Genomic DNA, 19946 nt, shown 5'->3' with positions numbered 1-19946 from the left:
CCCCGTCCGGATCGGCCGCGGCGGGCCCGCTGCTCGTCGTCGTGCCCGCCGGTCACGGGGCACCGCTCGCCGAACGCCACCAGGCGCTGGAGCGGCTGCCGGTAAGTGCCTTCCCCTGTAAGCGAGTTCAGCGCACCGTCCGCCGGGCTCCGTCAGCGGCTGGACGCGTGAGGCGCGGGGGCGCCCCTCTCTAGGCCGTGAGCTGCTTGTGGGTGCCGCTGGAGATGGCGATCCTGCGGGGTTTGGCGCGTGCGGCCAGCGGGATGCGCAGGCTGAGGACGCCGTTGTCGTAGGTCGCCTCGGCGGCCGCGGTGTCCAGGGCGTCGGACAGGGTGAGGCGACGTGTGAACCGGCCGGTGGGGCGCTCGGTGAGCAGGGGGCGGGCGCCGGCGGGAACAGGGGAGGGGCGCTCGGCGCTCAGCGTCAGCGTGTCCTTCTCCGTGGTCAGTTCGATGCTGGAACGGTCCATGCCCGGCAGATCGAACTGCAGATAGAGCGCCTCGTCGTCACGCCAGGCATCCGCCGGGATGAGGACGCCGTCCGAGGCGACGGTGTGCACGAGTTGATGCACGAGCCGGTCCAGATCACCCGTAGTGCCGGTACGCGCGAGCATGTCCCTTCTTCCTCCAGTCACTGGATCGGCCGTCACGGATACGGGCCGATGAACAAGCACTGCCCATTCATATAGTCGACCGCAGGACATTTGACAAGTAACGGCTGCTGGAAATTGACAGTAAGGGACTCATGTTTCGTTGCCGGGGATTCCGGTGAGCAACGGTGCCGGAAACAGCGGTAAAGCGCTGTGCCGGACGCCTCGGGCCGCCGAGGACGGTCGCATGACGCTCAACTCGCAGGCCCGTTCCTTCAAGGGGCGCCAGCGGCACGGACACCGGTACCGGCACCGGACCGGCGACCCCCCTTCTCCATGCTGCGGCCTGCCACCCGAACTCGGCCTCACCGCCCGGCAGGTGGCGTGGACCCGAAGGGCCCCGCTCGGCACGCACCTCGCGAACCCCACCGGCTACCCGGGTGCTTCCCGGCGGAAGTCGGGTGTTCGGAGGGCGCGTTCCGCCTTCCACGCCCCCGGCCGATGGGGGCCCACAGCCGCGTACGGACCGCCCGGGCTGCCGTCCCGGCGTCCACGAGGGGCGCATGCTGGAGTGGAGCGCCTCCTGACGCCCTTTCAGCGAGATCCCCGGGTGTCGTCGCCGGGGCGAGACACAAGAGTCCTCCCGTTCCGGGACGCACCGCGCTCCACGCGGCGCAGGCGAGGAGTGGAGGGCCCGGCCGCCACCGCCTTCGTCGTCCACGACGGCGCGGGACGGACGGGTCCTGTCCCCGCCGGAGGTGTGGTGCGCGGAGCGGGCGCGGTGCGCGTGGATCCTGCCCGTCGCCGGGCTGTCGTTCCCGGCCCGGCGTCGGGGCGGGCGAGTGCGATCACCTCGCAGCCAGCAGCCAGCAGCCAGCAGCTCATAACCCGCAGCCCGCAGCCCGAGGCCTTCGGCCGGGCGCCGGACCCGAGCCGATCGGCCGGACGCGCCGGTCACGAGGACACGGGGGCGCCGCCTCCCCGGGGTGCGGTGGGCGAGGCGCCCCTCACCAGGGCACCTCGCCCTCGTCGTCGAAGAAACGGCCCGTCGGCCCGTCGTCCGGCACTGTCGCCAGCCGGATCGCGGAGGTCGCGCCCTGCTGCGGGGTGCGCACTCCCCGGAAGCCGTTGAGGTCGGTCGCCGTGAAACCGGGGCAGACGGCGTTGACCAGGATGTTCGTACCGGCCAGTTCCTTGGCGTACTGCACGGTGACGGCGTTGAGGAACGTCTTCGACGGTGCGTAGGCGACGGAGATCGGGCCCGTTTCGGCGCCGGGCGTGGTCTGGAGCGTGAGGGAGCCGACGCTGCTGGAGACGTTCACGATCCGCGGCGACGGCGAGCGGCGCAGCAGCGGCAGCAGGGCGTTGGTGACGCGGATGACGCCGATCACGTTGGTCTCCACGGCCGCCCGCACCCGGTCCGGATCGACCGTGGTGGGCTCCTGCGGTCCGCCGGTGATCCCCGCGTTGTTGACGAGCGCGTCGAGCCGCCCGGCCCGCTCCTCCACGAGCCGGGCCGCCGCCGTCACGCTCGCGTCGTCGGTCACGTCCAGCGGCACGCCGAACGCGTCGGCCCCGGCCGCGCGCAGCTTCTCCACGGCGGCCTCGCGCCGCTCCTCGTTCCGCGCGCCGACCCCGACGGACCAGCCGAGGGCGCCGAGCCCGGCGGCGATCTCGTACCCGATGCCCTTGTTGGCCCCGGTCACCAGCGCGACCTTCCGTCGGTTCACGATGTTCGTCTCACTCATGACGCCGATCCTTCCGCCGCGTCCGGCAGGGCGTCCAAGACCGATCGGGTCGACGGCGATACCGCCCGGGTATCGCTCCTGGCCGGCCCGGCTACGCTGACGAGGTGGAGACACGTGAGCTGCGGTACTTCGTCGCGGTCGCCGAGGAGCTGCACTTCGGCCGGGCCGCGCGGCGGCTCGGGATCGCCCAGCCCCCGCTGTCGCGCGCGATCGGCGGGCTGGAGCGGCGCCTGGGCGCCGCCCTCCTGGAACGCGGCAGCCGGGGCGTCACCCTGACCGAGGCCGGGGCGGTGCTGCTGCGGGAGGCACGGGCGGCGCTGGACGCCGTCGAGGCCGCCGAGCGGCGCACCCGCCGGGCCGCCGTCGCCGCGGCCGGCCGCCCCGCCGTGGTCCTCGCCGCGAAGGCGGGCGCCTCCGACGAACTGCTGGCGAAACTCCTCGACGCCCACGCCGCCGAGCCCGGCGCCGTCGCCGTGGACGTCGTGCTGTGCGGGCCGGGCGAGCAGGCGCGGGTACTGCGCGACGGCCGGGCCGACGTGGCCCTGCTGCACCGGCCGTTCGACGACACGGCCGGCTTCGACACCGAGGACCTGCACACCGAGGGCCAGATCGCGGTCCTCCCGGCCGGGCACCCCCTCGGCGTCCGCCCCCACCTGCGGCTCGCCGAGGTCACCGGCCTTCCCGACCTGCCCCTGCCCCGCTGGCCGCGTCCCGACGGCACCTTCCCGGACGGCCCCGGCCCGCAGGTGCGCGACCACACCCAGCTCACCCAGCTCATCGCCCTCGGCCGCGCCTGCGCGGTCGTCCCGGAGTCGGGCCGCACCGGCCTCCGCGAGGGCCTCACCGCCGTACCGATCCTCGACGCCCCCCGCGTCACCACGGTCATCGCCTGGCCCCCGCACAGCCGCTCGACGGCGGTCGCGGGGCTGGTCCGGGCGGCCACCGCCCTGTGACCGGCGGCGGTGGACGCCGGGCGCGGTGCGTCGGTGCGGCCGGCCGCGGCGGGGGGACTTGCGCTGGAGCGCGCTCCAGGTCGTAGCGTCGCGGACACCGCGGCACGCGAAGCCCGTGCCGTCCGGTCCCTCCCCCGGGATGCCGGACGGCGGGATCCGTCGCTAGATGGATGAAGGGCTTCGTGCCGTCCGACCGACGAACGAGTGCGCAGGGAAAGGCTGGAACACGGCATGCAGGAGCGCAGTCTGCGGGACCTCCAGGTATCGGCCATCGGCCTGGGGTGCATGGGCATGTCCGCCTTCTACGGATCCGCCGACCGGGAAGAGGGGATCGCGACCATCCGGCGAGCCCTCGACCTCGGGGTGTACTTCCTCGACACCGCGCAGATGTACGGGCCGCTCACCAACGAGTCGCTCGTCGGCGAGGCGGTCCGGGGGCATCGCGACGAGTACGTGATCGCGACGAAGTTCAACTACCGGATGGACGACGCCGTACCCGGCGACATCAGTACGGTCGGCCCGCAGGACGGCTCGGCCGAGCACGTCCGCAGCTCGATCCACGGTTCCCTGCAGCGGCTGGGGACCGACCACATCGACCTGTACTACCAGCACCGGGTCGACCCGAACGTGCCCATCGAGGAGACGGTCGGGGCGCTGGGCGAGCTGGTCGCCGAGGGCAAGGTGCGGTACATCGGCCTGAGCGAGGCGAGCGCGGAGACCATCCGGCGCGCCCACGCCGTGCACCCGATCACCGCGGTGCAGAGCGAGTACTCGCTGTGGTCACGGGACGTGGAGGCCGAGGTGCTGCCCGCCTGCCGGGAACTGGGCATCGGTTTCGTGTCGTACTCGCCCCTGGGCCGCGGTTTCCTCGCCGGGCGGTTCACCTCGCCGGACGAGCTGGACGCGCACGACTGGCGCCGCGAGAACCCGCGCTTCCAGGACGCCAACCTGGAGGCGAACCTGCGGCTGGCGGCGAAGGTGAAGGAGATCGCCGCCGAGAAGGACGTGACGCCGGCCCAGCTGGCCATCGCCTGGGTGCTGGCCCGGGGCGAGGACCTGGTGCCGATCCCGGGCACCAAGCGCCGCACCTACCTGGAACAGAACACCGCCGCGGTCGACATCGCGCTGACCGGGGACGACCTGGCCCGCATCGACGCGGAGCTGCCCGAGGCGGCGGGTGAGAGGTACGACGAGGCGGGGATGAAATCCGTCAACCGCTAGGCACCCGCGGCGGTTCCCGCACGATGCACGGTTCGTCGCAGCCCGCCCGCCTCTCGCGTGCCTGGAGGAGCCGCCGGCCATGTCACTCGTCCGCGTCCACAACTTCTCCGTCTCGCTCGACGGCTTCGGCACCGGCGAGGGCCGGAGCCGTGACGCGCCGTTCGGCCACGCCGGCGAGAGGCTGCACGCGTGGATGTTCGCCACCCGGTGGTGGCACGGGATGACGGGCCGGCCCGGCGGGAGCGGCGGGCTCGACGACGCCTTCGTACGGCAGTTCACGCCCGGGATCGGCGCCGAGATCATGGGCGCGGGGAAGTTCGGCCACCCCGGATGGCACGAGGACCCGGAGTGGAAGGGGTGGTGGGGGCCGAACCCGCCCTTCCACACACCGGTCTTCGTCCTCACCCGTCACCCGCGCCCGCCGATCGAGAGGGAGGGCGGCACGACGTTCCACTTCCTCGATACCTCGCCGGCCGAGGCCCTCGAAACGGCCCGCGAGGCCGCGGACGGCCGGGACGTGCGCCTCGGCGGGGGACCGACCGTGATCCGCGCCTTCCTCGCCGCCGGGCTCGTCGACCACCTGCACGTCGTGGTGGTCCCGATCCTGCTCGGCCGAGGCGTACGCCTCTGGGACGGGCTGGAGGACATCGAGAGGGAGTACCAGGTGGAGGCCGTCTCCTCGCCCGGCGGAGTCACGCATGTGACGTTCACCCGCGCGGGGCTCTGACCGGGCCGGTCGCCGGTACCTGGGGCATGTCCTCGCCGCGGCCGACGGCGAGGCGTTCGTGGTCCCCGACGGGACGCCGCTGCCCATCGGCCGTATCGCCGTGGACCGGCCGGTGCGCGCCGCTGGGCCGACAAGGGGTACCAGGGCGCCGCGCCGGTGGCACGGTGCGCGTGCCCTGCCGCGGACGCCGGAGCCGGCTCTCCGCCGACCAGTGCGGTGGAGAAGGCCGGGGGCCGAAGCCCTCCCTCCGGCGATCCGGGCAGCGTGCGGCGTCAGCACGGGTGGACCGGGGGTCTCCTTGCGGGGGATCGGCAGCGTTGTACCCCCCGCGCGAGTCCGCGGTGCAGGACAGTGGAGCGTGCCTTCCCGCCTTCTGATCCCCCTGTTGCTGGCGCTGCTGGGCGCCGTGGGCTGCGCCACGGTGACGTCCCCCGTGTCCGACGACCGCCCGTACGGCTCGCGACCCGCGGAAGCCGTGGACCCGTCCCCGGGGCCGGCGGCCACGGCGCGGCCGGCCCCCCAGCCCTCGCAGCGCTCCGCGCTGGTACGGACGGGAGCCGAGCGGGCGGAGCGCCCGGCAGCGAAGGAGCCGTCTCGCGCCCGGCCCGCCCGGGGAGTTCCCGCGCCCGTGCCGCGGCGACTGCGGCCGTCTCCGGCTCCTCCCGCCGGCCGTCGGCCCGACCCCGCACCGCGCCCGCGGCCGGAACGGCACCGCTCGCCCGCCCCGCCCCGCCCCGTCCGGTCGCAGCGACCGGAGCCTGCACGTCCGGTTCCGCAGCGCAGCGTCGGGATGCGGGACCTGTGCCGCCGCGCCGACGGAATCGCCGACCCCGGCATCGTGCGCCTGTGCCACCAGGCCTACGGCTGACGGTTCCGGCGTGGCCGGCGGCCTTCGTCGTACGCGTGCGACGGGTGCGCCACCGGATGCCGGACCTGGCCGGTTCCGATCGTGCGCCGTTTTTCGGCGGGATCGTCACGGCCTTCGGCGGGCCGGCGGAAGCAGGCGCGTGGAACGACGAGCCGGTCCTGTGCCCGCGGCCGTGCCCCGGACATCGGCTTCGGCGGCCAGGGGACATGCGACCGGCCGGAAGTCCCGCTCGATCCCCGCCCGGTCGGGACGAAGACCTACGGGGCCCGCTGCGGGTGCGTCGGCGTGCGCCCGGGCCCCGGCCGAGCACGCCGACGCGGTGCGCCGTTGCCGTCCGATGACATTCGTCGCGTAGCTGTTGCAGGAGTGCGGGGCAACGGCGGAGCACCCTGGCGGGTCTCACAAGACGTCATATCGGAAGTGTCCTGGCGGGCCGCGCGAGCGCGTCCCCTCCTTCCGTATCCGGTCGTCTCGACACGCACCACATGGGGGAAACATGAACGTCCGCATCCGCGGCAACCGTCTCGCGCTGGCCGCGCTGGCCGCCGGGACCGCACTCGCCCTGGCCGCCGTCCCGGCGACGGCGGCGGGCTCTCCCCGGTTCCTGGAGCCGGGTGAGCTGCCGCCCCACCCGGCGTCACCCTGGTACGCCGGTCCGGTCACCGCCGGGCAGCCCGAGCACCCGCCGGTCTGCGTCGGGGAGGCGCTGCCGTCCGTCTCCAGCCACCGTGAGTACTGGACCGAGTACGACACCAACGCGTTCCAGGTCACCGTGGTGGAGCGCAGCGAGCAGCGGGCCAAGGCGTTCGCCGCCCTGCTGCGCCAGAAGATCGGAGAATGCGCCGAGCGGCTCATGGCGGAGACGCCCGGCCTCACGGCGACCGAGAAGTACTACGGCAAGATCGATGTCGAGGAAGGCGCGACCGTCCACGGCCTCCAGACCGTCTCGGACTGGGGCTCCTCCGACGTCGCTCTGTTCTCGGTGGGCCGGGACGGCAGGACCGTGACCTACGTCCGGTGGGCGCAGCTGGGCACCTTCGAGCACGCGCAGGTCGAGGACTTCAAGGCGACCACGGCGACGGCCGTCGACAAGCTCTACTGAGTCCCGCCGCCAGGAGCCGCCCGTCCCGGCGGGGCGAGGCGGGCGGCTTCACCCGGTCGTCCGGGCCGTCCCGGTCGGCGCCCCGGGACCGACGCCCGCACAGCACTCGGGGAGGTGCCCGCGCTCCCGGAGCGGTCTGTTGTCGGTCCCTGTCGTTATGGTCCCCGCCGTGACTTCAGCCGATCATGTGCTCGACCTGATCCGGGACGATCCGGAGATCTCAAGCCTTCTCGAAGGCGTCTTCGACCTCGATGTCTCGCGCGATGATCACGGGGGCGGGTCCGTCTGTCCTCGGGTGAGCCGCTGAGAGGGTTCGCCGGGGATGCCGCGGGCGGAACGTACTTCCTGAGCGGCCGCCCCGGCAGTCGTCGGTCCGTGGTGTACGCCGGCTCCGAGGGGCAGGCTGGCCTGATGGCCGACGACCTGACGGCCGCTCTGGAGATCGTCATCGGTCTTCCCTGCCGGCACGATTGCCTGAAGTTCTCGGGTGGGGGAGACGTCGAGGCCATGCGGATCGCGGCAGCCCACCTCGAACGGGACCTCGTGGAGTACGAGCCCGACATCGCCGAGCACCGCATCCGCGTGGCCGACGCCCTGTCCCTCGCCCCGGCGCCCACCTCGGACCTGATCCTCAGGCTCCGGGAAGCAGTTGCGAGAACCGAGCCCGATCACGTGTTGCCCGGCGGCGCGGGCGAGGACAGCGCCTATGAGTCGCTGTTCGGGACCTTCCTGCCGGACGACAATCCCGGCTGGCGCTGAACAGCCCTTCGCCGCTGTGCCCTCGCCCACCGACGAACGCCTCGCCGGGCTGCGCACCACTGTCGTGACCGTCTCGACGCGCGGCCTCCGCCGGCCAGTCGGCCGCGGTCGCAGGCAACCCCTGTGGCCGGGCCGGTCCGGCGGTGCTTCATCTGCGGCGGTCGCCGTGGTCCGACAGCCGACCCAGGAGCCGGGGGGAGCGCTGAGTTGCCGCTGTTCCTCCGGGTTCGGCAGGCATCCGATCGCCCGGACGATCCAGTCGCGTCCGGCCTCGGGGCCACCCTCCCGGCTCCCGGCTCCCGGCTTCCGGCTTCCGGCTTCCAGCGAGAGCGTCGAGCCGTGACCACCCGGCGTTCGGTGAAGCCGGCGACGCCCGTGCCGTGGAGCCCTCTTCACCGTCGAGGGCATCGGCAGCGCGGTCGACCCCGCCGCTGCCGGCCCCCGGCACCCGGCCCCACGGGCCCGCACCGTCCCCGCACTCGCCGCCACGATCACCGGGACCGCCGGCCCTCCAGGTGACGCCACGGCCGGTTCCTACGGCCGGCCGAAAGTCCCCAGGTCGCTCACGGTGCGGTGCACGGTCCGGGCATGGCCGAAGGGACCGGGCAACCCGCCGGTGTGTAGGAAGACCGTCCGCTGCGCGGGGCGGATGTCCCCGTCGCGTACGGCGGCGACGAGACCGGCCATCGCGCGCCCGCTGTAGGTGGGGTCGAGGACGACGCCCTCCGTGCGGGCCGCCGTGCGCATGGCCTCCAGGACGGGCTCGTGCAGTGCCCCGTAACCGGGGCCGACCTGGTCGGTGCGGATGCGCAGGGAGCCGGGGCGGATGCCGCGAGGGGTGAGGTGACCGGAGAGTTCGGCCACGGTGGCGGCCGGTTCGGCCACGGCGCCGCAGTGGACGCCCAGCACGCGTTCCGCACCCAGCGCGCCGACCAGGCCCGCCATGGTCCCCCCGGAACCGAGTGCCACCACGACGTGCTGCACGTCGGGCATCTGGGCGCGCAGTTCCTCGCCGCCCTCGACGTAGCCGCGTGCGCCGAGGGGACTGGAGCCGCCGAAGGGGATGAGATACGGGCGGGCCCCTTGGCCGCGCAGCCGTGCGCAGACCTTCTCGGCGGCATCGGCCAGGGACGCGGGGGCGGCGTCGCCGGCCCAGTGGACGCGGGCGCCGAAGAGGCTGTCGAGGACCAGGTTGCCGGAACCGCCAAAGGCGCTGTCGGGCGTTCCGGGGAAGACGAGCACGACGTCCAGTCCGAGCCGGGCGCCCGCGGCCGCGGTCAGCCTGGCGTGATTGCTCTGCGCCGCTCCCGTGGTCACCAGCGTGTCCGCCCCGGTGGCGAGGGCCTCGCCGACGGTCCACTCGAGCTTGCGGACCTTGTTGCCGCCGCCTCCGAGGCCGCAGAGGTCGTCCCGCTTGATCCACAGGTCGTCCTCGCGCAGGCCCAGCGCCGCCGCCAGACGGGGCGCGGGCTCGAGGGGCGTCGGCCATGCCGACAGGACGGCCTTGCCGTTCATGAGGTCTCCCAGGGGTCGTACGGGACCGGCTGCTGCGTCACACACGCCCCTACCCGGAACGGTGTCCGGCACAGCCGGCCCTCGTGAAGGCGGCCGGGACGTCCGCGGCCGGCCCTGCCCCACGTCGCCGGCGGCTGCACGCCGCCGGTGCGGGCACGGCCGTGCGGACCGCCGTCCCGTGCGGCCGGTCCGATATTCACTGCGGCGGGGGCACGCCGTCAGGCACAATGCCCGCGATGATCTCTCCCGCGGAGCAGTTGCTCGCCGCCCTCGAACCCCTGCCGCATGCCGCCCGGCTCCGGTACACCGCCGTCACCGCTCGCCGGCTCGCCGCCCGAGACGGACTGCGGCCCCTGCTCGCCGCCCTGGACGCGCTCGGCCCGTACGAGCGCCGCCTCGCCGCGCTGGCGGCCCTGACCGCGGGGGACACGGCGCACCTGGCGGCCCGGCTGGGCGACCCGGACCCGGTGGTCCGCCGGTACGCGCTGCGCGGCGCCCGGCGACTGCCCGTCCCCGACGCCGCCGTCGAGGCCGCCCACGACGACGCGCCCGCCGTGGTCCGCGCCGACCTCGCCCGGCTGCTGCGCGACGGGCGGCGGCCGGCACTCGCCGAGCGGCTGGTGCCGCGGGTGCGCACCGAGTACGGCGACCGGGACGCGGCCCGCCTGCTGCCGGGCTGCTCGACGGAGTTCACCGCACGGCTGCTGCCCGAACTCGCCGGGGCGCTCGCGTTCGAGGACTGGAGCACGCTGGCCGTCCGCCACCCCGTCGCCGTCCTCGACCACGCGGAGCGGGAACTCGCCGACCTCCCCGGCCGGCTGCGCGATCGCTGGTGGAGGCGGCACGCCACCGGTGTCGCCGCCGCCCTGCCCGCCGCGCCGGACCGCGTACTGGACCTGCTGGAGCGGTACGGCCCCGACCACCTGCCCGGTCCGGTGCACGACCGGCTGGGCGACCTCGTCGCGGTGGACGCCGAGCGCGTCGCACGCCGGCTCGCCGATCCCCGCCGGGCGGCCGCGCGGTGGGAACGGACACCCGGCCCGGCGGTCATGCGGCGGCTGGTGGCGGCGGACCCGCCGTCCCTGCCCGCACTCGCCGCCCGGTGGTTCCACCGGGCGGCCTTCGGCGTCCTGCTGCGGGCGGTGCCACCGGCACGCCGGCCCGGCTTCGTGGACGCCGTCGTCGCCGCGGGCGGTCCGCGCGGCACCGTCCGCGTGCACGAAGGGGTGCTCGCCCTGCTGCCCACCGCCGAGCGGCACGCCCGGGCCCGTGCCGCGGTCGGGACGCTCCGCGCCGAACGCCGCTCGGACTGGGACCTCTGGGGCATGCTCGCCCTGCTGCCGCCCGCCGAGGCCCGCGCCGAACTGCTGGCCGCCCTCGGTACCGGTGACGCCGAGGAGCGCGGGACGGTCTGGGACCGGCTGGTCGTCAACGCCGGCCACACCCGTGATCCGCAGCAGGTCGCGGAGGTCCTCGCACTGGCCGCCGCCCGGCTGGCCAACGAGCGCGACCCCGTACGCGGGGAGGCGCTGTCCGCCTTCGCCGACCTGCCGGCACCCCTGCTGGCGGCAGCCCTCGGGGCCGGCCCGTCCGCCGGGGACCGCACCGGGTCCGCGTCCCTGGAACGGCTGTGCCGGGACGCCCTGGCGGCCCGGGACTGCTCGTTCGGCACCCGGGACACGGTCCGGACCCTGGCCGTGACCCTGCTCGCCACCGCCGGGACAGGAGCCGCACCCGGCGACGCGGCCACCACGGGCCCGCCCGCCGACGCCCCCGGTGCACCTGCGCTGCGGACCGCCGTACGCCTCGTGGAGGCGCTGACCGCTCACACCGGCACGGTGGACCTCGGGCGTCTGGACACCCGGCTGCGCGGCAACGGGGTACGTGCCGTGCTCCACGCGCTCGGCCCGTGGCTGGACCGGGCCGCCGCCGACGGCGACGTCGTGCCCCTGCTCGCGCTGGTCACCTCCTGCGGACGCCGCGCGTACCGGGTCCCCGAACTCCAGGACCGCCTCGCCCAGGCCCTGCGCACCTGCCCGGACGGGGTCTTCGGCGAGGTCGCCGCGGCCTGGCTGGCCGACCCCGCGACCCGCGGCGACCGCGTGGCCGACCTGCTGGCGCGGGAGCCGTCCGCGGCCTTCCTGCCCCAGGTGCTCGCCGTCCTCGCCGCGGAGCGCACCGACCTGCTGGACCGCGCCCTGCCCGGGAACCCGCTCCCGGGCGGCCGGTTCCCGACGGCCGGCACCCCCCGGCCGCTGCCCCCCTTCCGGTACGCCGACCGGTGGCTGCCCCGGCAGCAGGAGGCCGCGGTCCGGCTGGCCGCGGCCGTCATCGCCGATCCCGGCCGGGGCGTCGCCGAACGGGCCGCGCTGCTCCGTGCGGTGGCCCCGGTGCCGGAACACGGCAGGTCCCTGCTCCAGCGGTACACCGCCTCCGAGCCGTCCGGAGCCGTGGCCGAGGACACCGCGGATTCCCCGGCCGGTCACGCCGGGTCCGCCCTGACGGCCGCGGCCCTGGACGCGGCCGCGCACACGGACGACCCGGCCTCGGCCCTCGGGGCCCTGCTCGACCACGCCGACGACGACCGGGCGGCAGCCGCCTGGTCCGCCGCCGCCCGCGCCGCCGCCCACGCCCGGCCCAGCCGGGTCGCGGCCCTGCTCCGCGACGTCCTGACCCGGGAGAGCGGGGTGAAGGTCACCGTCAGGAAGGCGGCCGCCCGGCTCGCCGCCCGTCACCTCCCCCCGGGCGCCGCCACCGCGCTCCTGGCGACCGTGGGCCGCACCCCGGGCGTCCATCCGGACGTCCACGCCACCGTCGTCGGCCTGGCCGCGACGCTGCTGCCGGACGAGGAGATGTGGGCACTGCTGGAGTCGGCGGTCACCGACGGGCCGGATGCCGCCCGGCGCACGCTCCTGGACGTGAACCCGGACGACCTGGCCCCGCCCCACCGGCCGCGGTACGGGGAACTCGTCGCCCGGCTGCCCTTCGTCGCCGGGAAACAGGAGGCGGACCAGGCGCTGTCCGGCCTCCGCGACTGGGCGCCGTACACGCCCGCGGCCGGCACGGCGCTGGCGCGCGTCTGCGCCGACCTCGCCTCGCCCCTGAGCGTCTGGCGGGCGACCTACGGCCTGACGGAGCTGGCGCAGTCCGCACTGCCCCACCCGATCGGTGGCGTGGCGCCCGGCAGCCTGCTGCACGACGTCGTGGACCGGCTCCTGGCGCTCATCGCGGCCGGGGAACCGGAGGGCGGCCCGCGCGGCGGGGACCTGCCGGCACGCCGTCGCCTGGAGTCCCTGCTCGGCTCGTCGGTCCGGGACCGCGGGACGTGCGCGGCCCTGGCCCGGCAACTGGCGGCCGAACCGGCGGTCACCGCGACGCGCACCGCCCTCCTCGTGCGGGCGGTCGACCTGGAGGCGGCCGAGCCCGCACTGCTGCTGTCGCTCCGCGAGCTGACCGCCGCGGTCGCCGGCCGCCCCGTCCTCGCGGTCCGGGCGGCCGAGGACCTGGAGGAAGCACACCGGTACGGCGCCCCGCTCGCCGACCCCGCCGCCGCCCTCGCCGCGCTCGGTGCCCTGGGCGGCGACGGAGGACTGGTGGAAGGCCTCCTGGCCGTCGGCCTCGCCACGGCCCTCGGAGCCCGCCAGGACTGGCCGGAGCCCTGCCGCGCGGCTGTCGTCGCCCTGCGCCGCCACCCGGAGCAGGACGTCCGGGAAGCGGCGTACGCCACGGTCCTGGGCGGAAGCTGAGCCCGCGGTCAGGAGCCGCGGGTGCTCCGCGTGGGTGTCCGGTGGAGGACGTCCAGGGTCCACCGCAGGCCGCGGTGCGGGGGCCACTGCCCCTTCGCGCGTCGGCGCCGGGGCCGGGTGAGGACGTCGGAGCCGTCCGCCGCCTGTGCCGGGTGGAGGAGGTGGGCCCGCTCGGCGCCGTCGAGTCTCAGGCACTGCCCCTGGACCAGGTCGCCCGCGTCGCCGGCGCCCGGGTCGTCGGTACCGCCTCGGCCAAGCACCACGACGCCGTCCGGGCCCTGGGCGCCGTGCCCGTCGACTACCGGGCCCCCGGCCCGGAGGACCGGCTACGCGCCCACGCTCCGCGGGGCTACGACGCGGTGTTCGACCACGTCGGCGGCGAGGGCATCGTCACCTCCTGGCGCCTGCTCGCCGCCCGGGGCACCCTGGTCTCCTACGGCACCGCCTCGACCCGCGACGTCCAGGGCTCGTCCAGGGCCCCGGTCCTCAAGCTGCTCGCCCGCCTGACGCTGTGGAACACGCTCCCCAACGGCAAGGGGGCGCACTTCTACAACATCTGGGCCGGCCGGCGCCGGCCCGGCGCCTTCCGCGCCAGGCTGCACGCCGACCTGTCCCAGGTCTTCGCCCTGCTCGCCGACGGCGAGTTGACTGCCCAGGTCGCCGCGCGCGTGCCGCTCACCGAGGTCGGCGAAGCGGTACGGCTCGCGGAGTCCGGCAGCGTCGTCGGCAAGGTCGTCCTGGTGCCGCAGGCACACGCGACGGCCGAGGTACTGCCGACAGTCCCCTCCCTCGCGTTCCACACCCACAGGGGAGGGGGCTGTGCCGGGAGCACTCAGTCGAGGACGCCGCGGGCGAGCAGAGCGCGCTTGAGCGCCCGCATCGCGTAGTAGGTACGGGACTTCACCGTGCCGGGCGGAATGCCCAGGGCGTGCGACACGTCGGTCACGCTGTGCCCCTGGAAGTACATGCCGTGCAGGATCTCGCGCTGCTGCGCGGTGAGGTCGGCCAGCGCTTCCCGCACCACCTGGGCGGTCAGCACCCGGTCGGTGTCGTCGCCGACCGGGACGACCACGTCCTCCAGACGATGGGGGACGTGAGGGCGTACGGCTCGCGCCCGGTGCTCGTCGATCACCAGGTTCCGCAGGACCCGGAACAGCCACGGGCGGATGCCGTCGGCGGAGAGGACGCGTGAGGGTCCGTGGCGCCAGGCACGTACGGCGGCCTCCTGGACCAGGTCCTGGGCGCGGTGCCAGTCGTTGTCCAGCCGCCGGGCCGCGTAGGTCAGCAGGGCCGTCCCGTGCTCGGCGTACAGCTCGCGGACGAACCGCTCGGCGTCCGCAGCCGCGCACGGTGCGGAGGACAGCGTGGCCGTGCCACCGGGTCGCTCGCCGGCCAGGACCGTCGCCTGTGTGGTGCTCATGATGTCTCCCCGTGAATGACGGACGTCCGTTCGCGGGCGCCGTGTGACGTCCGCCGGCGGATGCCCGGCGCGGCAGTCGTTGCCGGTGGGTCAGAAGAACGTGGACGTGTCGGAGTCCGGCTGCCGTGTCGTCGGCGGCGCGGTGACCGCGATGTGATCAGCCTGCGGCACCTCTTGTCCCACCTGCGGCGCTCACCGGGCATCAGGGACGGATGGAACGCCGGAACGGGGTCTCACCTGCGGAAGTGCGAACGGCTTGGGACGGCGGCACGGGACACGGGACAGGCGGTGCGCCCACCGCCGCACCCGTGCGCGGGGCGGGGGACGGCCCGGGCACGGATGCGGCGGACGGCATGGCAATGGGCCGGCGGACGGCATGGCAACGGGCGGCCGCGATGGGCGGGGCGCCGCAGCCGCCCGTCGCGGGGACGGCACGGCCCGGGGGACCGGCACTGTCGCAGGGGGATCACCGCGCAGGGAGAGAACGCCGGGAGAACGGACGGGTCGTGAGGTGGCTCCATGGCCCGGGTCCCGGTGGGCCGGGTCGGACCGGCGAGCGGGCCGCCCTCCATCGCGGTGCCGCCTACGGCTTGAGGATCCGGTCGTAGGCCGCGGCCGCCATGACCAACTGGCCGTAGCCGTTGGGGTGGGCCGCCATGGAGCCCGCGCGTCCCGGTGCCGGGGCTCCTCCATGGGGGACAACGTGGGTTTCAGGACGTCGGTTCACCCGTCACCAGGGGGAGTCCGCGGCCGCACGGTTCAGGAGGTGAACGGGACGGCGTCGGCCGGGTCGGTGTGCCAGTTGGTGGTGAGGGGCTTGTCGACGATGACACTGCCGACGTTCAGGGAGAGGGGGTTGGGGTCGTCCTCGCTGACGGAGGCGATGACCGTGCTGTATTCCGTGCCGGTGTCGCTGTTGGTGCTCTTCGGGGTGACGCCCGCGTACGCCGTCCTGCCGCCGCTGAGGGTGATCTCCCGGCCCGCGGCCTGCTCGGCCGGCCCGGCCTGGGTGCCGCCGGAGCCGAAGGCGAAGACGGGCAGGCCGGCGGGCAGCACACAGGTGATGCCGGACTCGGCCTTGACGCTGACCTGGTAGTAGCCGCCGGCCTGCGTCATGGGCTTGGCGGCCCACTGCAGGTCGTTGGTGCCGCAGCTCTGGCCGTAGCCGGACTTGTCGCCGGCGTCGGAGCCGCCCGGGGACGACGAGGAGTCGCCTGCGGCCTTGTTGTTGCTGTCGGCCGTCGACGGGCCGGTCTTCGTGGTGCCGTCGCCGCCGCTGCCACCGTCCCGCGCGGCGCTCGGCGTGATGGTGGCAGCCGTGGAGGAGGCCGTGCCGGTCCTGTCGGCGGCGTCGGTCGCGCCGCCTTCGCAGGCGGTCATGAGCAGTCCGGCGCTCAGGGCGGCGGAGACGACGAGGGCGGTGCGCGGGCGGCGGTTCATGGCAGGTGTTCCCTTCCGGTCGGTGAGCGGGCCGCGGCGTGTGCCGTGGTCCCGCGTTCTCGATCGGCACGACGGACGACCCCGCCGAGGGGTTCGACCGGGGAACGTGACCAAGACACCCTCGTCACAGGGCCGTGACACATGGCGGCGGGCGGCGGGCCGGTGCCGTTCGCCGACGGCCCGGCACGGCGCGCCCTGCGACCGGGCCTCCCGCCTTCGTGCCCGTCGCACGGGGCGAGCGATCGGAGGGCGACGAGAGGAGGATCCGCGGCGCGGCCGGGGCACGGGGCGCCCGCCGTCACGCGCGTGACGGCGGGCGTGCGACGACCGGTCCCGAGCGGCGGTCCCGGCCCGGCGGCGTGCTCACCGGCTGTGCAGCAGGAGCAGGGCGATGTCGTCGGTGTGCGCGTGACGCGGGACGGTGTGGTGGAGGAGGCTCTCGGCCAGGTCGTCCAGGGGCCGGTGGCCGTTGCCGGTGAGGTGGTCGGCGAGGGCGGTGATCGATTCGGTGAGGGAGGTGCGGGGGGTCTCCACCAGGCCGTCGGTGTAGAGGGCGAGGACCGACCCCGGGAGCATCGGCGCAGTGGTGACCGGGTACACGGGCTCGATGCCCATGCCGATGCCGAGCAGGGGGCCGGGATCGACGTCGAGCACGCGGGTGCCCGGAGTGGGCGAGGCGCTGTACAGAAGCGGAGGCGGATGCCCCGCGCTGGCCAGGTGCAGACGCCGTCCGGCCAGGTCGATGTGGATGTAGAGGCAGGAGACGAACAGGTCGGGCCCGAGGTCCGCCAGGACCCGGTCGGTGCGGGCGAGGACCTCGCCGGGCGTGGCGCCCGCGGTGGCGTGGACGGCGGTGCGGACCTGTCCCATGAGCGCGGCGGCGGTGATGTTGTGCCCTTGGACGTCTCCGATGACGGCGGCGGCGGTGGTGTCGCCGAGACGGATGAGGTCGTAGAAGTCGCCGCCGATGTCCATGCCGCGGGCGGCCGGCAGGTAGCGGGCGGCGACGTCGAGTCCGGGAACGGCCGGCAGGGCGACGGGCAGGAGGATCTGCTGCAGGCCGTGCGCGAGGTCGTGCTTGGCGTCGTACAGCAGCGCACGGTCCAGGGCCTGGGCGATGAGTCCGCCCAGGGAGACCAGGACGGCGCGGTCGCTCGCGGTGAAGGGACGCGGCTGGTCGAAGGACAGGATGCAGCAGCCGACGCGGCGGTCGGAGACCACCAGGGGCAGGAAGGCCCAGGCCTGCTTGCCGCTGAGCGCGGACGCCCGCGGGCAGGCGCGTGTCACCTCGGCGAGATCGGTGTAGAAGGCCGGGACGCCGCTCCGCAGGACGTGACCGGCGGGGGTGAGGTCGGTGTCCAGCGGCAGGCCGTCCAGGCGGGCGACGGCGCGCGGATCGTAGCCGCGGTGCCCGGTGATCCTCAGGCGCCCGGCCTCGGCGATGGAGACGACCATGCCCTGGGCGCCGAACGCCGGCAGGATCTGGTCGGCCACCACGCTGACCACGTCGGCCACGGTGACGGTCTGGCTCAGGGCGGCCGCCAAGTGGATCAGCTGGTGGATCCGGCCCGTGCCGGCGGCCCCGGGCGCGCCACCCGGCGGCGCGCCGCTGACACGGGGCGGCGGTGCCTGTGCCGGCTGGTGGTGGGGGCTGGGGGAGATGAGGGCGCTGATGCCGCTGCCGTCCGGGTAGAGCCGGAAGTCGAGCCACTGGTCGGGCGGGCGCAGCGCCGTGTAGGCGACGGGCTCACGGCTGAAGACGGCGGTGCGGTAGTGCTCTTCGTGGACCGGTGCGTCGAGCCAGGGCACCGCCTGCCAGGGAAGGGTGCCCAGAAGACGCTCCGCGCTTCCGCCGAGCAGCCGGGCCCCGGCCTCGTTGAGGTAGGTGATGCGCCCCTCCAGGTCGAGGCCGAGGGCACCCACGGGCAGCCGCTGCACCAGGTCGGCGGCGGCCAGCCCGGTCTGCGCCGGATCCGGATCGGGTCTGTGCAGCGGCACGGAAAGCGGCTGACCGGGAATCCTCCAGGGAGCGGCCGACCGGTCCAGTACCTGGGTGATGCGCCGCGCGCTGGACAGGATGTGTCCGCGTTCGCGGCGGGTCAGGGACGGCGGGTGGCTCGCGGGCCACACCAGCGCCAGCGCACCCCAGCGGCGGACCCCGTGCAGGGGCGCGAAGGCCAGCGCGAACCGGTAGGGCATCCCGGCCGCGGCGGTCGGGTACAGGCGGGCCAGGTCCTCCTGCCGCCCCACCCACACCAGGTGGTCCTCGCGCACCGCCTCCGACAAGGGGCCCGAGGCCGACACCGCCACCCGCTGCCACGGTGCCGCGGTCACCACCGGCACCCCGCACACCGCGGCCAGGACGAGGACCGGCTCCGCGGCGGGCAAGAGGTAGACCCCGCCTGCGAGGGCCCCGCTGTGCAGGACCGTGGTGCTGAGCGCTTCACCCAGGGGCGTGTCACCGTCGGGCGCACCGTAACCGCCAATGCTCACATATCAGACGGTACGTTCCGGAGGCCGTCGAGCGAAGCGCCCGCGGCCCACGGTGGCCGACGGCGGCGAAAGGTGCTGAGGAGAGGGGCGAGGACGCCGACCGGACCGGCCTGCCACGTGTTCCTCCCGGTCCTTCGGGCACTCGGCCTGACGACCGGGACGAACGAGGAGAAAGCATGCATCTTTCGTTTTTGGGACCACTGTTCGACCGCTCCGGACCGTGGGCCACGGTGTACTTCGATCCGGCCCAGAACGACGAGTCGGGGGCCAAGCGGCGCGAGCTGTCCGTACGGGAGGCGTGCCGGACGCTCGAGCAGGACGGTGCGGACGCGGCGACCGTCCAGGCGGTGCGCGACGCCCTGATGGGCATCGGTCCCGCGGAGGACCCGGCGGGCCGCGTGGTCTTCGCCGCAGGAGGGGAAGTGGTGCTCAGCCACCGTCTCTCCCGGCCGCCGCAGCGCCAGATCGCCTGCTGGGCCCCGCTGCCGCGGCTGACGCCCCTGCTGGAGCTGTCCGGCCAGGACCCGGTCTGCCTGGTGGCTTACATCGACCGGACCGGCGCCGACTTCGAGCTCCGCGGGGCGGCCGGCCCGCAGGACGCCGGGCAGGTCGAGGGGCGGCAGCACCCGGTGCACCGTACGGCCTCGGCCGACTGGTCCGAGCGGCACTTCCAGCTCAAGGTCGAGAACACCTGGGAGCACAACGCCGGCGAGATCGCCCAGGCGCTGTGCTCCGCCTACGAGGAGTGCGGCGCCGAGCTGATCGTCCTCGTCGGGGACCCCCGCGAACGGCCCGCCGTGTACGACCGGCTCCCGGAGGAAGTCCGCAAGGTCACGGTGCAGACGGAACACGGCGGCCGGGCCGCCGGGTCGTCCTCCTCTGCTCTGGAGGAGGACATCGAGCAGGCACGGCAGCAGTACACGCGTCGCCACATCGAGGAGGCGCTCGACCGCTTCCGCGCCGGACGAGTCGGCACCGACAGGCCGACGGACGCGGTGGAAGGCGTCCCGGCGCTGGTCGAGGCCGCCCGGGAGCACCGCATCGAGACGCTGCTCATCCGGCCCGACGGGCCGGAGCTGGGCCGTGAGACGTGGGTGGGCAGCGAACCCGATCAGGTGGCGACCCGCAGGACCGACGCGCAGATCCTGGGCGAAGGCGACCCGATCCCCGTCCGCGCCGACGACGCGCTGCTGCGGTCGGCCGCCGTCACGGCCGCCGACGTACTGATCGTCCCGCCCTCGGACGAGGACGGCCCCGACATACCGGCGGGCGGCCTCGGCGCCCTGTTGCGCTGGTCCTACGAACCGGCCTCGGCCTGAGGAGGACGTCCGGCAACGAGACGAGGATCCACCCGACGGAGACGAG

Annotated in this window: 15 protein-coding genes; 9 read left to right on the top strand and 6 right to left on the bottom strand. The window is 75.0% G+C overall.

Going from position 1 to position 19946, the window contains the following annotated elements:
* Positions 1–190: 190 nt before the first annotated feature.
* Both ACIF8T_RS25220 and ACIF8T_RS25215 read right to left on the bottom strand, forming a co-directional pair.
* On the bottom strand, positions 191–613 hold the full coding sequence (locus ACIF8T_RS25220) for an Hsp20/alpha crystallin family protein (protein ID WP_400038346.1): 423 nt from the start codon (positions 611–613) through the stop codon (positions 191–193).
* A gap of 983 nt (positions 614–1596) precedes the next feature.
* On the bottom strand, positions 1597–2337 hold the full coding sequence (locus tag ACIF8T_RS25215; protein WP_400038345.1) for an SDR family oxidoreductase: 741 nt from the start codon (positions 2335–2337) through the stop codon (positions 1597–1599).
* 104 nt (positions 2338–2441) lie between these two features.
* Between ACIF8T_RS25215 and ACIF8T_RS25210 the strand changes: the two genes are divergently transcribed.
* The 6 genes from ACIF8T_RS25210 to ACIF8T_RS25185 all read left to right on the top strand — a co-directional run bounded on the left by ACIF8T_RS25210 (position 2442) and on the right by ACIF8T_RS25185 (position 7967).
* The gene (locus ACIF8T_RS25210; protein ID WP_400038344.1) at positions 2442–3290 is read left to right on the top strand and encodes a LysR family transcriptional regulator; all 849 of its coding nucleotides are present in this window, start codon (positions 2442–2444) and stop codon (positions 3288–3290) included.
* 231 nt (positions 3291–3521) lie between these two features.
* Positions 3522–4511, top strand: a complete 990-nt coding sequence (locus ACIF8T_RS25205; protein WP_400038343.1) for an aldo/keto reductase — start codon at positions 3522–3524, stop codon at positions 4509–4511.
* A 79-nt stretch (positions 4512–4590) separates the two neighbouring features.
* Positions 4591–5238, top strand: coding sequence for a dihydrofolate reductase family protein (locus ACIF8T_RS25200; RefSeq protein ID WP_400038342.1), 648 nt, complete (start codon positions 4591–4593; stop codon positions 5236–5238).
* A 1364-nt stretch (positions 5239–6602) separates the two neighbouring features.
* Positions 6603–7208, top strand: coding sequence for a hypothetical protein (locus tag ACIF8T_RS25195; protein ID WP_400038341.1), 606 nt, complete (start codon positions 6603–6605; stop codon positions 7206–7208).
* 169 nt (positions 7209–7377) lie between these two features.
* Positions 7378–7515: a hypothetical protein gene (locus tag ACIF8T_RS25190; RefSeq protein ID WP_400038340.1), complete on the top strand. Its 138-nt coding sequence runs from the start codon at positions 7378–7380 to the stop codon at positions 7513–7515.
* Positions 7516–7619: 104 nt separating this feature from the next.
* Positions 7620–7967 carry a hypothetical protein gene (locus ACIF8T_RS25185; RefSeq protein WP_400038339.1) on the top strand — a complete coding sequence of 116 codons (348 nt, stop codon included), beginning with the start codon at positions 7620–7622 and terminating at the stop codon, positions 7965–7967.
* Between the two features lie 534 nt (positions 7968–8501).
* On the opposite strand, the gene ACIF8T_RS25180 is transcribed toward ACIF8T_RS25185, so the two are convergent.
* Entirely contained in the window at positions 8502–9482 is a 981-nt protein-coding gene (locus ACIF8T_RS25180) for a D-cysteine desulfhydrase family protein (protein ID WP_400038338.1), read from the bottom strand.
* Between the two features lie 236 nt (positions 9483–9718).
* On the opposite strand from ACIF8T_RS25180, the gene ACIF8T_RS25175 reads away from it, so the two are divergent.
* Positions 9719–13228, top strand: a complete 3510-nt coding sequence (locus tag ACIF8T_RS25175) for a hypothetical protein (RefSeq protein WP_400038337.1) — start codon at positions 9719–9721, stop codon at positions 13226–13228.
* 152 nt (positions 13229–13380) lie between these two features.
* Positions 13381–14115, top strand: coding sequence for a zinc-binding dehydrogenase (locus ACIF8T_RS25170; RefSeq protein WP_400038336.1), 735 nt, complete (start codon positions 13381–13383; stop codon positions 14113–14115).
* Here the strand turns inward: ACIF8T_RS25170 and ACIF8T_RS25165 are convergent.
* The 3 genes from ACIF8T_RS25165 to ACIF8T_RS25155 form a co-directional block, all read right to left on the bottom strand.
* Positions 14061–14648 (bottom strand): sigma-70 family RNA polymerase sigma factor, encoded by a 588-nt coding sequence (locus tag ACIF8T_RS25165; protein ID WP_400038335.1) that lies wholly within the window; start codon positions 14646–14648, stop codon positions 14061–14063. The genes ACIF8T_RS25170 and ACIF8T_RS25165 overlap by 55 nt on opposite strands.
* Positions 14649–15407: 759 nt before the next feature.
* Positions 15408–16088: a DUF4232 domain-containing protein gene (locus ACIF8T_RS25160; RefSeq protein ID WP_400038334.1), complete on the bottom strand. Its 681-nt coding sequence runs from the start codon at positions 16086–16088 to the stop codon at positions 15408–15410.
* Positions 16089–16451: 363 nt separating this feature from the next.
* The gene (locus tag ACIF8T_RS25155) at positions 16452–18581 is read right to left on the bottom strand and encodes a SpoIIE family protein phosphatase (protein ID WP_400038333.1); all 2130 of its coding nucleotides are present in this window, start codon (positions 18579–18581) and stop codon (positions 16452–16454) included.
* Positions 18582–18757: 176 nt separating this feature from the next.
* On the opposite strand from ACIF8T_RS25155, the gene ACIF8T_RS25150 reads away from it, so the two are divergent.
* Positions 18758–19900, top strand: a complete 1143-nt coding sequence (locus ACIF8T_RS25150) for a Vms1/Ankzf1 family peptidyl-tRNA hydrolase (RefSeq protein WP_400038332.1) — start codon at positions 18758–18760, stop codon at positions 19898–19900.
* Positions 19901–19946 lie beyond the last annotated feature (46 nt).

The organism is Streptomyces sp. NPDC085946, from assembly GCF_044540485.1.
In the GTDB taxonomy this organism is placed as follows: Bacteria; Actinomycetota; Actinomycetes; order Streptomycetales; family Streptomycetaceae; genus Streptomyces.
The sequence above is the reverse complement of the archived record's forward strand: the minus strand, read 5'-3'. Positions and strand labels throughout refer to the sequence as shown.

Bases quoted from the DNA above. Each gene is read 5' to 3' on its own strand.
- ACIF8T_RS25150 (WP_400038332.1), top strand. From the start codon at position 18,758: ATGCATCTTTCGTTTTTGGGACCACTGTTCGACCGCTCCGGACCGTGG.
- ACIF8T_RS25220 (WP_400038346.1), bottom strand. From the start codon at position 613: ATGCTCGCGCGTACCGGCACTACGGGTGATCTGGACCGGCTCGTGCAT.
- ACIF8T_RS25215 (WP_400038345.1), bottom strand. From the start codon at position 2,337: ATGAGTGAGACGAACATCGTGAACCGACGGAAGGTCGCGCTGGTGACC.
- ACIF8T_RS25185 (WP_400038339.1), top strand. From the start codon at position 7,620: ATGGCCGACGACCTGACGGCCGCTCTGGAGATCGTCATCGGTCTTCCC.
- ACIF8T_RS25160 (WP_400038334.1), bottom strand. From the start codon at position 16,088: ATGAACCGCCGCCCGCGCACCGCCCTCGTCGTCTCCGCCGCCCTGAGC.
- ACIF8T_RS25165 (WP_400038335.1), bottom strand. From the start codon at position 14,648: ATGAGCACCACACAGGCGACGGTCCTGGCCGGCGAGCGACCCGGTGGC.
- ACIF8T_RS25175 (WP_400038337.1), top strand. From the start codon at position 9,719: ATGATCTCTCCCGCGGAGCAGTTGCTCGCCGCCCTCGAACCCCTGCCG.
- ACIF8T_RS25180 (WP_400038338.1), bottom strand. From the start codon at position 9,482: ATGAACGGCAAGGCCGTCCTGTCGGCATGGCCGACGCCCCTCGAGCCC.
- ACIF8T_RS25195 (WP_400038341.1), top strand. From the start codon at position 6,603: ATGAACGTCCGCATCCGCGGCAACCGTCTCGCGCTGGCCGCGCTGGCC.
- ACIF8T_RS25200 (WP_400038342.1), top strand. From the start codon at position 4,591: ATGTCACTCGTCCGCGTCCACAACTTCTCCGTCTCGCTCGACGGCTTC.
- ACIF8T_RS25205 (WP_400038343.1), top strand. From the start codon at position 3,522: ATGCAGGAGCGCAGTCTGCGGGACCTCCAGGTATCGGCCATCGGCCTG.